This window comes from Thainema salinarum CENA647 (assembly GCF_057732415.1).
In genome coordinates this window covers 6,359,958-6,375,415 of the sequence record NZ_JBYJZJ010000022.1, presented here as the reverse complement: position 1 = coordinate 6,375,415, position 15,458 = coordinate 6,359,958, and the positions used below count along the sequence as shown (strand labels likewise).

The 15,458-nt window shown below is 50.8% G+C and carries 13 protein-coding genes; 8 read left to right on the top strand and 5 right to left on the bottom strand.

Going from position 1 to position 15,458, the window contains the following annotated elements; genetic code table 11:
- Nucleotides 1-24 precede the first annotated feature (24 nt).
- Together AC286M_RS34790 and AC286M_RS34785 are read left to right on the top strand one after the other, a co-directional pair.
- Nucleotides 25-369, top strand: coding sequence for a ribbon-helix-helix domain-containing protein (locus AC286M_RS34790; protein WP_488208756.1), 345 nt, complete (start codon nucleotides 25-27; stop codon nucleotides 367-369).
- Between the two features lie 251 nt (nucleotides 370-620).
- Nucleotides 621-2,261: a hypothetical protein gene (locus AC286M_RS34785; RefSeq protein ID WP_488208755.1), complete on the top strand. Its 1,641-nt coding sequence runs from the start codon at nucleotides 621-623 to the stop codon at nucleotides 2,259-2,261.
- A 32-nt stretch (nucleotides 2,262-2,293) separates the two neighbouring features.
- On the opposite strand, the gene AC286M_RS34780 is transcribed toward AC286M_RS34785, so the two are convergent.
- Complete coding sequence (locus AC286M_RS34780; RefSeq protein ID WP_488208754.1) at nucleotides 2,294-3,982, bottom strand: NAD-binding protein; 1,689 nt, start codon at nucleotides 3,980-3,982, stop codon at nucleotides 2,294-2,296.
- 204 nt (nucleotides 3,983-4,186) lie between these two features.
- On the opposite strand from AC286M_RS34780, the gene AC286M_RS34775 reads away from it, so the two are divergent.
- The gene (locus AC286M_RS34775; protein ID WP_488208753.1) at nucleotides 4,187-4,567 is read left to right on the top strand and encodes a hypothetical protein; all 381 of its coding nucleotides are present in this window, start codon (nucleotides 4,187-4,189) and stop codon (nucleotides 4,565-4,567) included.
- A 124-nt stretch (nucleotides 4,568-4,691) separates the two neighbouring features.
- Here AC286M_RS34775 and AC286M_RS34770 read toward each other — a convergent pair whose 3' ends face one another.
- Entirely contained in the window at nucleotides 4,692-5,237 is a 546-nt protein-coding gene (locus tag AC286M_RS34770) for a type IV pilin protein (protein ID WP_488208752.1), read from the bottom strand.
- A gap of 601 nt (nucleotides 5,238-5,838) precedes the next feature.
- On the opposite strand from AC286M_RS34770, the gene AC286M_RS34765 reads away from it, so the two are divergent.
- Together AC286M_RS34765 and AC286M_RS34760 are read left to right on the top strand one after the other, a co-directional pair.
- Nucleotides 5,839-6,333 carry a VOC family protein gene (locus AC286M_RS34765; RefSeq protein WP_488208751.1) on the top strand — a complete coding sequence of 165 codons (495 nt, stop codon included), beginning with the start codon at nucleotides 5,839-5,841 and terminating at the stop codon, nucleotides 6,331-6,333.
- The gene (locus AC286M_RS34760) at nucleotides 6,327-6,956 is read left to right on the top strand and encodes a 4-hydroxyphenylpyruvate dioxygenase family protein (RefSeq protein WP_488208750.1); all 630 of its coding nucleotides are present in this window, start codon (nucleotides 6,327-6,329) and stop codon (nucleotides 6,954-6,956) included. The genes AC286M_RS34765 and AC286M_RS34760 overlap by 7 nt, the downstream gene beginning before the upstream one ends.
- A 304-nt stretch (nucleotides 6,957-7,260) precedes the next feature.
- Here the strand turns inward: AC286M_RS34760 and AC286M_RS34755 are convergent, their stop codons facing one another.
- On the bottom strand, nucleotides 7,261-7,725 hold the full coding sequence (locus AC286M_RS34755; RefSeq protein WP_488208749.1) for a GNAT family N-acetyltransferase: 465 nt from the start codon (nucleotides 7,723-7,725) through the stop codon (nucleotides 7,261-7,263).
- A 65-nt stretch (nucleotides 7,726-7,790) separates the two neighbouring features.
- Nucleotides 7,791-8,195, bottom strand: a complete 405-nt coding sequence (locus AC286M_RS34750; RefSeq protein WP_488208748.1) for a winged helix-turn-helix transcriptional regulator — start codon at nucleotides 8,193-8,195, stop codon at nucleotides 7,791-7,793.
- A gap of 550 nt (nucleotides 8,196-8,745) precedes the next feature.
- On the opposite strand from AC286M_RS34750, the gene AC286M_RS34745 reads away from it, so the two are divergent.
- The 3 genes from AC286M_RS34745 (at nucleotide 8,746) to AC286M_RS34735 (ending at nucleotide 11,113) form a co-directional block, all read left to right on the top strand.
- Nucleotides 8,746-9,216 carry an OsmC family protein gene (locus AC286M_RS34745; protein WP_488208747.1) on the top strand — a complete coding sequence of 157 codons (471 nt, stop codon included), beginning with the start codon at nucleotides 8,746-8,748 and terminating at the stop codon, nucleotides 9,214-9,216.
- Nucleotides 9,217-9,345: 129 nt separating this feature from the next.
- Entirely contained in the window at nucleotides 9,346-10,731 is a 1,386-nt protein-coding gene (locus AC286M_RS34740) for an aromatic ring-hydroxylating dioxygenase subunit alpha (protein ID WP_488208746.1), read from the top strand.
- Between the two features lie 34 nt (nucleotides 10,732-10,765).
- Nucleotides 10,766-11,113 carry a hypothetical protein gene (locus AC286M_RS34735; RefSeq protein ID WP_488208745.1) on the top strand — a complete coding sequence of 116 codons (348 nt, stop codon included), beginning with the start codon at nucleotides 10,766-10,768 and terminating at the stop codon, nucleotides 11,111-11,113.
- A 62-nt stretch (nucleotides 11,114-11,175) separates the two neighbouring features.
- Here AC286M_RS34735 and AC286M_RS34730 read toward each other — a convergent pair whose 3' ends face one another.
- Entirely contained in the window at nucleotides 11,176-15,435 is a 4,260-nt protein-coding gene (locus AC286M_RS34730; protein ID WP_488208744.1) for a PAS domain S-box protein, read from the bottom strand.
- Between the last annotated feature and the right edge of the window lie 23 nt (nucleotides 15,436-15,458).

Sequence of the window (15,458 nt, the reverse complement as noted above, 5' to 3'; positions counted from 1 at the left end):
GACCTATGGAGGCTTATTGTACCTATGACGTTAGCAACTCGCACCCCAACCACCGAAATGGAAGTTACGAGCATTCGCTTTGAGAAAGAACTCAAGGAGAAGCTCAAAGATCTAGCTGGCAATCGGGGCTATCAGAGCCTCGTCCGAGATATTTTATGGGATTACGTTCATCAACATAGCGAGCAGGCGCGATCGCAGATTTCCGCTTCAGATATATGCGCCACCATGAATGCGATCGCACAAAACAGCGATCAGTGTTATTTAACTGGGCAAGACATTCAGCCGCAAGAGCCAATCTTGCTAGGACTGCTGACATCTGGCAAACTCGTGCCCCTCAAGTCAGACAGCCTCGGCAGTTCTAAGCATTAAGCATGGCTCATTAGAACGATTAGGGATGGGGGAGCAAGGGGCAAGAGCGCTTTACAGGTGATCTACGTGGCTTTGTAAACAGCTACTTGTTCGTCTTCTTGTCTCCCCTGGCCCCCCCTAACTTCCTCGACAATTTTCTTGAAAATCAGGTTCTATCTGGGCGTAGATGACGGATTGCCCCTTAAACTCTTTGATGAGGAACTATCCGGCAAAAATAGAGCGATTTGGCCCCTGTTGAACCCCACTGAACTATGACAATTATTCAACCGAGAACGCGAGGAAAGCTACCCAAGCGTAACCGTAGCTATGTTTTTGAGAAAATCATGGCTGCGATCGCGCTTCTCAATTACCTCTTAGTTCTGTTTGATCTAAGCTATATTCCGCTGCGTGACGTTTATCTGCGATATCTGCCGGAGTTTACCACTTGGTACGGTGAGCAGTTTAAGGGAATTGAACCCTATCGCACGACGGAAGCATACCTGGATACGGTGAATGAACTCGTTGAAGCACTGGAGGCCAACGGTTTACCCGCCAGTTCAGATGTCGGTGCAGCAGGTGAAACAGGCGATGATGTGCCGCTGGAGGATGAGCAAGCGACCGATCGGGATATTGAATCAGCGAATTTTGGGGCTGAGCTGGAAGCAGATGACGCTCACATTAACACAGATATTGACGGAGATACGGACGAAGATACTGCTGAACCAGAAGCGTTAGCGAATGAAACTGAAGCCGATGCGTCGGCTCAGTCGGTACTCGCGTTACTGAACGAATTACAGGTTGCCAGTGCAGAAATCATTGATGAAAATCCGTTCGAGATCGCCGATAAAACCGGCACGCTGGAGCGGATTAAGCAGCGGATGCGAGAGCGGGTTGAGGAAGAGTCATCGACAGAGGCGTTTGAGACGTTTTGGAGCGTTGAATATCTCAATGAAGCGGGCTGGGTTAACGAGCTGCAGTTCTTTAATGATGAAATTCGGCCCTTATTTGAAACGAATTATTTTCGCGGTGTTGGCCTGGATGGTAATCCCACTGATCTATTTATCAAAATCGATATTTGGTTTGTTGCTCTGTTTGCGGCTGAGCTAGTACTGCGCAGCATTTATCTCAGCCGTCGCTACAAAGGCACCAATTTTATCGATGCGATCTTGTGGCGCTGGTACGACATTATTTTGCTTTTGCCCTTCTGGCGCTGGCTCCGCATTATTCCCGTGATTATCCGAATCAACCAGTCCAATCTGATCAACCTAGAGCCGATCAGTAACCGGATTCGCCGCGCCTTTGTCACGCACTTTGCGATTGAAATGACCGAAATCGTCATCATTCGGGTCATCGATCAAATTCAAAATTGGGTACGTGAAGGTGAAGTGGCCAAAATGCTGCTCACGCCTGATAGTACAAGGCGCTACATCGATCTGAATAATGTGAATGAAGTGGAAACGATTACGCGGCGCTTGGTGTCCATCCTGGTCTATAAGGTGCTGCCGGAAGTGCGGCCCCAGGTGGAAGCGCTGCTGGATCACAACCTAGAGCGCTCGCTCCATTCTGCTCCGCTCTACAGCAATATGAAAATTCTCCCCGGCTTTGAAGCCCTGTCGCATCAGCTTTCCCAGCAGGTGACGCACAGTGTTTATGAAAGCGTGACGGGTATTTTGCGCTCAACAGTGCGGGATGAAAAGGGAGCTGAACTGGTGCAGTCGCTGGTGGATAGCATTGTCCGTAATCTTCAGGCTGAGGTGCGAAAGGGCGATACGGTTGAGGAGTTTGAGACTTTGGTGACGGTGCTGCTGGAGGAAATCAAGATTAACTATGTGCAGTCCCTCGCGGCGGAAGATGTCGAGGCGCTGCGGGAGCAAACTCAGCGCCTCTATCAAATTACGCAGCAGCCTAAGTGAGAGAGCGAGGCATGTTTCTGCCACTTAGTTTCCTAACTTGCCAGCAATGATGACGGCATATTGCGCCAGAGCAGATCGAGACGACTTGCAGGCATCGTCAGGTACAACACGTCGCCCGTATCCAGCTCAAAATCGAGTAAATCCCAGCCGTGTAGGGTGCGACCATTAGCTTCGATGTAGAGCGGCACAAGGTCGGCCACCATTGCCACATCGCGGACGCACTTGCCGAAAAAGGGATGATTGGGCGTAATCATTGTTGCCAATGCCACCCAAAGGCTATTGGCCGTCATGCCATTGCCCAGAACCTGTCCACCCAGTGCTGCTGCCGCAAAGGAAGGAGCTGCTAGATCCGTTGGGCTCATCACCATATCGAACTCAAATACCTGCTGCACCTGTTGAGCAAATTCGGCATCCTGAATCCGCACCACCACGCGCAGCTTGGGCGCAAAGGATTTTGTGGTCAAAGCAATCTCTAAATTAGCCGTATCATCGCTGGTCAGAGCCAGCAGCGCGTTCGCCCGCTGGAGGTTGGCTGATTCTAGAATCGTCGGCACGTTGGCATCGCCCAGAATGACGGGAATTTTCATGGCGCGCACGGCCCCGATAAAGCGACAGGTGGCATCGCGCTCAATCACCACCACTTCATGGCCCGCCTGATGCAACTGCTGCACCACCTGGAAGCCCACGCCACCCAAACCACAAACCACATAGTGATGCCGCTGGGGTAGATGCACGGCATTCACCACCTGCTGAAAGTGGGAACCCAGGATCAAGTCATTCAAAATGGCGTAACACACGCCGACCACCGCTGTGCCCAACAGCATCATGATTACAGTGAAAACCTTAATGAATTCAGGTGCTTGCTCAGCCACTTCTTCATTGCCCCCCGCCCCGGTGATCATGCCGACCGAGAAGTAGAGCGCATCGACAATGGAGGTATTGAGGCTAATTGACGTATAGGTCAGCGTGGCGATCCAGACGATCAACAGCAGCACCAGCGTAATCGCTAAGCCCGATTGAATCTGCTTGCGGAAGTGCTGGAGTCCAGTTAAAAGACTGTACCAGCGCTGCTGTAGGGATTTGCGGCCCAGTTTGACCTTGGGCCGATTGGCTACAATAATGCGATCGCACACTTGCAGCGTCCGACCTTCCACCACAGCCGATACTAAATCAATCCCATCCTGGGCAGGAAGATAGTAAATCAGCATGCGGCTCTGATCAGCCCACAGATCGGCCAAACTCCTGCCTAACCAGGGATGATCGGGATCAATATACTCTTCTTGAATCGGCCAGGTGCGATCAAAGATTTGCAGTTGGCCAATCGCCCGATTGCCCTGAGCGGCAAATGCGAGTAGCGGTGCTGCAAGTGCTGAGACGCTGAGGCTTGTATGGTGGGTCAGCGTTTGGTCTAAGCGATCTCCCAAACTGTGATTAAAAAGGCGATTAATGATGCGAATTTTAGGATTAAGCAGGCGTGCTTGGGTGAGAATCGCTAGGTTGAGTGTATCGTCGGAATTGGTTAACAGTAGCGTATGAGCAGTTTGAATTCCGGCAGCAATCAGCGTTTCGGGCAATCGCATATCGCCAGTGACGATGTGATCGGGCTGGTTGGGGAATCTGCGATCGCTAATGCCAACGACGGCGGCTCCCTGCTGCTCTAGCAGTGAAAAAATTTTGTAGCCAGTGCGACCTAAACCACAGACGAGAATTCGAGGTTTCATACGGGGGATCAGGAAGGTGATGGATTCGACCTCCAACGCTAAACCTCCATTGTTTGGTAAACGTAACGGTGGGACTGTAGCCCAAAACACCGCATTACAAAACTTTGGTTTCTGTTCCTTTTTGCCTTAGTTTGGATGACCGCAAGATATCAGCCAACCTTGAGCGGGCACACTACTAAAAACGATTTGTTTTGGAGTTGCCCTATGTATCCTCGTTCCCCCAGAGGCCGTATTCTGCCGAAAATTAGCACGATGCCCCGCCAGGCATCCGAAGCAACGAGCTATCTTGAGTTGCACAAGCTTGTGATTGAAAAACGACGGCTGCAACAGGAACTAGAGGCAATTGAGCAGCGAAAGCAGCAAATTTATGTTCGCTTGGAAACACTTACCGCACATATTGATCACCTGAAAGATGCCGCCGAGCAGTTGGGACAGGCATCTGATGCAGCGTTGGCTGATGTGCATTCGGCTTTGCCATCTCGAAGAGAACCGTACACTCCATCCATCGCGTCATCTGCTTCGCCTCAGCCAGGCAATCCCAATCAGGACAGCAGTCCTTACGATATGGTGTTCCTGGATTATTGAATCGGGAGTCGGCTACCCCAAATTAGACCAAATACCCAAAAGCAAACATCCACAAAAAAAGAGGGCATGCCCCCGGTTTTGGATTTTTTTAGCGTGCTGGCGCTAGCTAGTGGAATCAATTCGGTTATCTTTTGCTGCCTTTTTTTGTCCCTGGGCAGCTGTACTGATTCAGGGTTAAGACCAAATCATCCTCGTACTCTGCAAACGCACTTTTGCCTGCGGATTTGGTGTGGGCGGGAGAGTTCCGCTGTTGGTTTCTACCAAACCAGGTAATGGCTACGACACATTCCTCGGAGCCAACGCCCCAATGTTCGTAGTCTGTGCCGCTGTTGTAGGGCATATCAGCCGCTAGATACCATTTACCTGTTATGCCCGCTGGTCGAGTATTGGCGTTGACGTCCGGCGGAAAATCACCCGCTTCCAGCCGATACATTTCCAACTCATCGCGCATAGCGTCCATATAGGCGCGGGCTTCTGCGTAATATGCTTTTTGCTGCATGTTCAGCCAGCTTGGCCACGCAATAGTGGCGAGGATACCCGTCACGAAAACAACGATCAGGACTTCCATCAGGGTCATGCCGTCATCGCCAGCAGATTGACGACGCAGCCGCAATGAGAGGGAATATATCCGCTGCAGAGAGAAAGAGTTTGGCTGATGACGATTGTTCATGAGTTTTAGAGTTTTAGTCTCTAGATATTGTCTGGGCAGAGGATATTGCCCTAGTTATCCAAACGTTTGAGTGAAAACCCTTAGTTAGGATTTTTAATCAAGGATCTAAAAACTTATGCAGGACTTTCTCTATAAAACCGGAGAGTTCACTGAAGCTTCATGCAATTGGCAACGTTTATGAAAAATTATCAGTATAAATACTGAAAACTTACTGAAGCTTAAGGATCGTCGTGACAGCCAAGACTCGGTCTGATCTCGCTCGTCATGAGGTAAGCCCGATCCGCCAAAATTCGGACGACAAATGCGTTTTGGGATACAAGGGTAGATAAGCCCCCTGTTCCGTCGTCTGATAGCGTTGTCGGATAGTAAGAATAGGGAATCAGTGGTTTTACGGCAGGATTCTTCCCCAAGAAAGACTAGTAAATCGCTAAAATTCGGCAGAATCGAGAGTAATACGGAATCTAGTTTGAGAATTTCCCAGTGTAAGTTTATAAAAAGCTCATGGGGTTTTAACGAGCGGATTCTTGAACAGAAGTTTCCTCTGCAAATTTCGCTGCTAGCTTTTAGCTGCTTGTTTCTTGTTTGTTTCCTTTCGTTTCCTATGGATATTGACCACGTTCACTTCTACGTAAAAGAGGCAGAGGCGGCCCGTTATCAACTGGTGCATATGCTGGGCTGTCGTTCCATTGCGACGCAAACCACTGCAATTTGCCATACAGAGCTTTTTCAGCAAAATAATATTGCGATCGCACTTTCGGCACCGCTTCAGTCTCAAGGAGTGGTGGCGGATTATCTGCGGCGTCATCCAGCCGGGATTGCTGAAGTCGGGCTGCGGGTGCGCAACTTGGATCGAGTCGTAGCCACTGCGATCGCAGCGGGCGCAGAGCTAATTACGCCTATCCAAGTCCAAACCGAGGAGCAAGGGCAGCTGAAATGGGCCAAAATTCGCGGCTGGGGTGATCTGGTTCATCTTTTGGTCGAGCGGCAGGGACAGACGCCCTTGATGCCGGGATTTCCACTCGCGACTCAGGCATCAGCCCCCAAATTGGCGACGCTATCGGGGGGGAACTGCTGCGGATTGATCATGCGGTGCTGAATATCGCGCAGGGAGAGTTACATCGTGCGGTTGATTGGTACGAATCGGTACTGGGATTTCAGCGACAGCGAGAGTTCTCGATTCAAACGCCCCGCTCTGGTTTGCGGAGTCAGGTGCTCAATCATCCAGAGGGCAGTGCCCAAATTCCAATTAATGAGCCAACCTCTGCTACTTCACAAATTCAAGAATTTCTGGATGAAAATCGCGGTTCCGGCATTCAGCATGTAGCGTTAGAAACCAATAATATTGTGGCGACTGTAGAACAGTTGCGAAAGCGCGGCCTGAAATTTCTCACGGTGCCCGCTGCCTATTATCAGCAGGTCGAACATCGCGTAGATCGCGCCTTGCAGAGGGTTGATTGGTCTGCGATCGCACAGCAAGAAATTTTGGTCGATCAGTCGGAAGAAACGCCCGAGGCCATGCTGCTGCAAATCTTCACCCAGCCCATTTTTGCCGAGCCCACATTCTTCTTTGAAATTATTCAGCGGCAAACGGTTGATCTCGCTGGACAACAACAGCAGGCCGTTGGCTTTGGCGAAGGTAACTTTCAAGCGCTATTTGAAGCGATTGAACGCGAACAACAGGTTCGTCAAATTCAGCAATCGCGATCGCCTGTGGGATAGCGATGTCTTTACAGTAAGAGCGATTCAGTAAGAGCGATTCAGTATGGCTGACTCGCATTATGCCAATTCTCTAAATTACCGCTGTAAATTAATGACTCAGTCCATCGCTACGCGGAAGCAAGTTACAGCACTTAGGATTGTGGATTAAATAGCCTGTAAACCTTTCCATCTGTAGGGACACGGCATTGCCGTGTCCCTACCCCAAAGATTTCCACCTTATTAAATTCACACTCCTTAGCACTCAGCAGGCATTCAATACTGACCTCAATTGACCTCATCTGTCGGCTAATTTGTAGAACCGTGATTAATCGTGCTGCATGATGAAGAGCGGTAGGCGAAACAGCGTTGCTAACAAATGCGTGATGCGGAACTTATGGCGGATTGCCGCAGGCAAGGTTGGCCAGTCCACCGCGTGAAACCCAAATTGGCGATAGAACTGGGCTAGTCTCTGACCCAAACATTCCAGATAGAGTGGTTTCGTTGCCTGCTGGATCAAATACTCAGTCAACATGCGTCCCAATCCGCGATCGCGCCAATCGGGTTGCACAACGAGGCTGCCTAATTCTTGTGCATCACCAAAGTCTCGCAGTTGGCCACAGGCAATCACCTGCCCAGCGTGATCAATGACCCAAAACTGCTGCCAGCGAAGTTGTGTAGGGTCGAGTTTAGCGGAAAAGACCAGCTTACGAATTGACCAGAGGTCTTGTGCGGTGGCGGGGCGAATTTGGTAGTGGTCAGGCAGCATCACGGCAGCAAAATACGGCAGCAAAATTATTCGGTGGGTTCTCAATTGGCAAGGAGCGAGAGCTGAGCCATCACATGGAAAAGTTTAGGTTAGTCGGTAATGGGACAGGTGCAGTCTGTCTGGGCCAGCCAGCGATGGCCAACGTCGTAGAGTGCAATTAATACCGGCTGAATTTCTCGACCTTTGGGTGTCAGTGAATATTCAACATGGGGTGGAATTTCGGCATATACGCGACGCTCAATCAGTCCGTGTCGTTCGAGTTCTTTGAGCCGCACCATCAGTGTTTTAGTGCTGAGTCCGGGCAGACGATCGGTGAAATCGTGAGTCCGACAGCTCCCTTTAAATAGTTCCCGCAGAATTAAAATGGCCCATTTGCTGCCAATCAAATCGACGACAAACTGAATTGGACATTGGGAATTGTCCTGACAAATTGGGTATAACGGTTGATGCATCATAGGTGCGATCGCACTTTCTAAATAATCTTTAAAGGGCATGAACTTCGAAAATTTAAAACTAATTGTTGGAAGCAGAGTGCTGCGCACTTCCAACAATTAGGAAAGATGGCTCCAATTTGATAGCGAATTGAATTTAGAGCCATCAAAGCAATAGACTTCTTTTTCATGTTTTCTCTTATTCCCACTGGTTCGGGGTAGACATCGTGCAAGCTTTAATAATTCTTTATAGCTTCTTCAATTGTAGGCGGAATGGCAATTTTTTACTTTTGGTAACTAAGCGGTTGTTACCGTAACGTCTTGTGATCCCCGATGGGATCTAGCAGGATCAAGGCAGACAAGGAACAAGTCTCCTGTGTGCTACTTGCAAGGACTTGAGGCAACTTTGTAATCACTTCATAGCTCAGCTACAGCTTGATGGATTCCTGAAATTGCCGCGTTGACCTGCATCTAGGGGAGCCATCCCTCCAGCTCCCCTAGATTCTTCAACATCTTAATTTTTAAGATTTGGCCAACGGATTTGCGATCGCACTGCTTTATAGGGACTTTATCTGTTTTCCAGCACAAGTTTTACTATTTCAGAGGGAGCATCATGCAGGTTAACGTTTCTCACCAGGATGGACTCCAGTTCATCGCTTCAGCACGATCTCACCAGATAGTTAGTGACCAGCCCTTTAGTAATGGAGGTTGCGATCGCGGTATGACGCCGCCGGAATGGCTGCTGGCCGCCTTAGGCAGTTGTGCAGGCTTCTATGCGGTTAAATATCTTGAAACGCGTCATCTGGATACAGACAATCTGAGCATTAGCGTTTCGGCTGAGAAGGTTGGCCGACCCGCTCGCTTAGGCAGCATCAGCATTCGCATCATACTGCCTTATGAACTAGAGCCTCGGCATGAGAAAGGATTGCACAAAGCGGTCGAGGCTTGCATTATTCACAACACGCTGCTCAATTCGCCTAGCATCTCAACTGAGATTTTGGCCCATGATGTCGGAACTGAAAATACAGCGACCGAACAGGCGCTCGTTTCTATCTCCAGCACAACTGCTGTTGTTGCTCTTTAATCCCATTTTCACGCCGATCCAAGTGTCAACAGCTCATACATCTGACATTCTGTTGCAAATGCGAGTTTGAAAGATGCGATCGCGCAATACTAGGTGTGATTCCCATTCCACCAATCTGCATTTGCCCCCATGACAGAGACAGCCTTCAACTTTTGGCAGCAGTGGTATCCCATTGCGCCGATTATTGATCTCGATACCCGCCGTCCCATGCCGATTATGCTGTTGGGGCAGCGGTTTGTTGTCTGGAATGCAGGTACTGTTACTAACGTTTCTAGTAACGGTGTCTCTGCGTACGGCAGCTCGGCTCAATCATCCAGCATCGAGACGAGTTCGCCGCAGTTTCGAGTATTTCGCGACCAGTGCCCCCATCGGCTTGCGCCACTGAGTGAAGGTCGCATAGACGAAAAGACAGGACATTTGATGTGCAGCTATCACGGCTGGCAGTTTGATGCCGAGGGCGTTTGTACCCGGATTCCTCAAGCCGATGATCCAGACATCGTGACGAAAAAGCGCGATCGCTACTGCGTTGAGGCATTGCCCACGCAAGTCGCCAACGGATTGCTGTGGGTGTGGCCCGATGCGGAATCAGCGACCCAGGCCCATGAACACCCACTACCGCTATCGGAGCAAGTTGAAACCGAAGGCTTTGTGGCGACATCAATGGTGCGGGATTTAGCCTATGACTGGCAGACGCTGATTGAGAACGTGGCCGATCCGGCCCATGTCCAGTTTGCCCATCACGGCTTGCAGGGCAACCGCGATCTCGGTCGGCCCATTCCGATAGAAGTAACAAAGTCAACGCCCGACTGTATTGAGGTGACGATTGATCGGATGCCGAAAACGCGCATTTTGTTTATGCCGCCCTGTCGAGTTGAATATGAAATCCATTTCGATGCCAAGCGTCAAGTGGGGCTGATTGCCTACTGCGTACCGATTGCAGCGGGACAGTCCCGCATTGTGGCTCAGTTCTCGCGTAATTTTGCTACTAAGATACAGCGCTGGTCGCCCCGTTGGCTGGAGCATCTGCGCGTACGTAATCCCATTCTGGATGGCGATATGATTCTGCTGCATGAGCAGGAGCGATTTTTGCAAGCACGTAGCGCTACAGAGACCTGGAAAACGGCTTATCGGTTGCCGACGCAGTCCGACCGAATGGTGATGGAATTTCGCCGCTGGCTGGATCGCTATGCGCCCTCTCTGCCTTGGGAAACACCCGATCCGGCCCAGTGGACGCTGCCGGATCGCCAGCAGTTACTCGATCGCTACCATCAGCACACGCTGATTTGCAGCAGTTGCCGCTCAGCCTTGCAGACCATTCAGCGGGTCAAGCTAGGTCTATTGGCCTTTTGTGCCGTTGCTGTTGCGATCGCAGCTCTGACCCCCGATGCTCAGCGGCTTTGGGTTGGCCTACCGTTAGTGCTGCTTGCCTTGCTGGCACTAGCTGGATATGGTTGGTTGAAATATCGATTAGAGCCGCAGTTTTATTTTGTAGATTACGTACACGCTGATCGCTAATATCAAGTTTGGTTGCCCACGTTAACCCTGACATATGACAGAAGAACAGCATCCGGGAAATGATATCTCCCCGACCGCGGAACAGCTTCATGCCGCTCATCCAGCCGTTGCTGCCGAGGAACTGGAGCAGGCCGCGAATCGCATTCAAGATTTATTAATTGATTTGTCTGCGTCTTTTCCGCTCACGACTGGCACCGATCGTCGGCTATTTCTAGAGAAATTTGCCCAGGCCAGCCACGGTTTACCTGATGCGTGTCAAATCATTACAGCGGCAGGACTGGACTATGTGCGGTTCCTCTGCCCAGCGGCAGGCATTCCGCCGACGATGGCCCGCCGCATCTACGAGATTTTGCAGCAGAATAGTTCACAAGCGGGCGGATAGACTGCCAGATAGTATCAGGTCTGCAAATCAGCGCTACAGGTGATTTATACCGCACATCAGCTCTACAGCACCTCCAAGATCGCTTGCGTTAGCTCAAGTGGATTGACTGGTTTAGCCAAATGGCGCTGAAATCCAGCCGTCAGAGCCTGCTGACGATCGAGCTGTGCCGTGTAGGCGGTAACTGCGATCGCAGGTACTTTGCCTCCTGCTTCAGGGGCACGACGCCGAATGAGTTGAATCAGGCTATACCCATCGGTATCTGGCATGGCCATATCGCTGATGAGCACGTCCGGCACCTCGCGATCGAGTTGGGCAATGACCTCCGCTGCTGAAGAGACGACTTGGACGTGGGCTCCTTGAGTCGTCAAAAACTCAGCCGTGAGCGATCGCATATCGGGATCATCATTCACAATCAAGATGCGCGTTCCCGTTAGTGATTTCGGTTCAATAATGGCCGTGTTTGCAAATTCGCTCGAATTAATCTCCGAGGGTTTCATCAACGGGATCTGAACTGTAAAAGTTGAGCCTTGATCTTTCCCTTGACTAGCAACTTTAACCGTACCGCCGTGCAGTTCGCTCAGGTAGCGGACAATCGCTAAGCCCAAACCCAAGCCACCAAATTCGCGGGTAATTCCACTGTCGCCCTGCCGGAAATATTCAAATACATGGGGCAAAAACTTAGCATCAATGCCGCAGCCCGTATCTTGTACTTCTAGCTTAGCGATATGGTCAACCTGCGTGAGCTGCACGGTGATTCGCCCCTGTTCGGGGGTAAATTTAACGGCATTCGAGAGCAAATTCCACACGATTTGCTGGAGACGATTGGCATCACCCAGCACGGGGGCTAAATCAGCCTGAAATTTTGTTTGAATGTCGATGCCCTTCGCCTGAGCCGAAAGCTGTACCGTTTCAATCGCTTCGAGGATAACAGGTTGCAGCTGAGTTGGCTGTACCTCCAACCGTAGCTTGCCCCGCAAAATGCGCGATACATCCAGTAGATCATCGACGAGCTGCGACTGGAGTTTAGCATTGCGCTCAATCGTTTCGAGTGCCCGCTCCGTAGTTTCGGTATCAAGCTTGCGCGATCGCAACATTTGCGACCAGCCCAAAATCGGATTTAAGGGCGATCGCAGTTCGTGGGACACAATCGCCAAAAATTCATCTTTGATCCGATTGGCGGCCTCGGCGGATTCCCGTGCCGAACGCTCCAGCTCCAGCAGCTTAATTCGCTCCTGCTCCATCTGCTTACGCGCAGTATCATCCCAGGCTACGCCAATCATCCGCACGGGTTCATCCTGATCGTTATGGAATACTTGGCCTTTGCTGACGAGCCAGCGGATGCTGTTATCTGGCCAGATAATCCGATACTCAGCCGCATAGGATTCGGTTGTAACGGCCTGCATAATTCGCTCTCGCACCTGTGCCTGATCTTCAGGATGGATGCAGGCGATCAAGCTATCGAGAGTTTGCTCGAATTCGTTGAGTGACAGACCGAGTAAATGGGCGTGATTGGATGACCAGGTCATCCGATTTTTGGTAATATCCCAATCCCAGAACCCGAGTTGAGCCACTTCCATGGCTAGGCTGAGCCGTTCCTCACTTGCTTGTAGGGCAGCCGCAGAGAGCTGGCGTTCTGTGATGTTAATGGCTGCACAGGTCACGCCTACTCGCTCAGCTTGGGCATTGAGTAGGGGTTCAACCGTTAAATCATAGATATGCATTTGACCGTGAACCGTCACCTGGACCTCTTGGCGAGCACCCACGCCCGTTTCGAGTACCTGCCGCTTCACTTGCATCAGCTGCTCGGCTTCCTTGGAGTCAGGAAATAGATCGGTATCAAATACGCCAATCACTTCCTCATCCCGGAGCCCAAACTGAGTGGGCAGATTGTATAGCCACACATAGCGCAGATTTTGGTCTTGACTGAAAACGGTAATCGGTGCGTGCTTGAGCGCAACCCGCAGCCGCTCATTAGTGCGATAGATCTCTTCTTCGACCTGCTTTTGAGCCGTAATGTTGTTGTTGATTTCCAACACCGCTTTTGGCTGCCCTTGGCTGTCGTACTGCAGCGTCCAGCGGCTGCTGACAATGATAGCCGTACCGTCGCGGCAAATCTGGGTAAGTTCACCTTGCCAATGCCCCTGGTTTTGTAAAATCGCCAGCAACTGTTCCAGCGGTTGGGGGAAAGTCGTTTGGAGAAGCTGATGGATCGTTTGGCCCTGCACCTCAGCTTTGCTCCAGCCATATTCCCGCTCGGCTCCTTGATTCCAGTAGGTAATATGATGCTCTAAATTCCAGATAATAATGCTGTCGTTTGCTAGGTCGAGCATGTGAAGCTGCTGCTCCAGTACTTGTTCTCGCTGACGCAGAGCTTCTACCGCTTGCTGACGCTCTTCAACATCCGTAATCGTGCCAATCCATTCCCGAACGTCCCCATTGTCATCATAAAGCGGCACACCACGGGAAACGATGTAATGGTAAGACCGGCTAGGTTCATGCCAGATCCGAGCTTCTGAACAGTAGATTTTCTGCTGGTCGCGAGCCCTGATCCAGGTTTGATAGAGCTGATCGCGATCATCGGGGTGGAGTGCGTCTAGCCAGCCTAACCCTTGATATTGTTCTTTGGTTTGCCCGGTGTAGGCTTCCCACAGCGGTTGAGGTTCAACAAACTCGCCTGCCTCATTCACGGTCCAGACAATCGACGTAGATGCCGCTACCAGCGAGCGATAGCGCTCTTCACTCCGAGCTAAGGCAGCGGCGGCTTGTCGCTGTTCGGTGACATCGTTGACAAAGGCCACAAAGCCTGTCACTTGTTGGTGCTCATCAAATTGAGGTTCATACGTTACATGCAGATGGCTGGAGCGACCGTTGGCGTACCGCATCGTATTTTCAAACGCGACGGGCTGACCTGTGGTCAAAACCTGCTGAATGTAAGGGGAAACCCGCTGATAGGCATCTTCGCCCAGAACTTGGCGAACGGTTTTGCCGCAAATCTCCTCGGCTGGATACCCAAATCGCTCTTCGTAGCGCCGATTAACGAACTGATAGCGTTCATCTCGATCGACAAACGAAATTTGGGGCGGCACTGCATCGGCAATCAGCTTGAGTTCGAGTTCTCGCTGGCGCAGATTTTCTTCGGTGTGCTTTAGATTCGTTAAATCCAGCAAAAATGCAATCGTTTCTGGATTGGTACAGTCAGCATCAGTTGCGTCTTCCAAGCTGGTGCAGCCAATTAGAACGGGTACGCGGCTGCCGTCTTTGCGGATGTATTCTTTTTCGAATGGAACAGCCGTGCCCTGCTGCTGGATTTCTGCGATCGCACGTTGGTCGAGAACCGCATATTCTGATGGCGTCATCTGTTGCCAGTTGAGTCTGCCGCACTCTAAGTCGTCGCGGCTGTAGCCCAGCATATTGAGGTAGTAGCCATTGGCAAAGCTGAGGGTGCCATCAGCCTTGGCAAAAGCGACGCCAAACAGATTAGATTCAACCAGGCGGCGCAGGCGACGTTCGCTTTCTTGTAGTGCTTCGCTGGCTTGTTTGCGTTCGGTAATGTCTTCGGCTAATCCGGCAACGCGAACAACTTCCCCTGTTTCATCGTAAATGGGAAAAGTTCTGGCCCACACCCAGCGAACCTCTCCGTTAGCAGCATAGATCCGATACTCTTCGTCAAACTTGATCTGTTGCTGATAAAGCTGATTTCTGGCCTGACGAATCCGCTCGCGATCCTGAGGGTGGATGTTGTCCAACCAGCAGGATGGATTGTGGTACAGATCCTGTTCTGTTTGGCCTAACAGTGTCCGACAGGCTGGATTAACGTAGAGGAGCTGACCCGTCGCTAGATCGAATACCCAAAATAGGCTGTTAATATTTTCTGCTAGCTGACGAAAATAGCGCTCGGATTCCTGTAGATTTGAGACTTGAACCGTGGCGTTGCGCAGTGATTCTTCTTGTTCACCCAGCGATTGCAGGGCTTGATCTGCGCGCCACTTTGAGCGGCGCAGAGCTTCGCAGAGGAAGCTAAAGAGAACTCCTTCTATCACAAAAATACCGGATCGAGCAATCGAGTCCAGACTGGATGCCCAAGCATAATCAGCTTGAAGAAAAAAATAGTAGCTGGCCGCAGCCGATAACAGCGTTGCCACACTGCCTGCCCGCAATCCGCCATACCAAGCGCTCACCATCACAGCGCTAAAAAAGAGCAAAAACGGAGTTTTGGTCAGATCTAGCCAGGGATCAAGAAATACACTTAGGCCTCCAGCAACAAATACGGCAAAAATGGCAGCAGCGTAATACCGTATTGGGCCACGAAGAATACTCAGCATGTTCTGTTGAGGAACGGATCTTT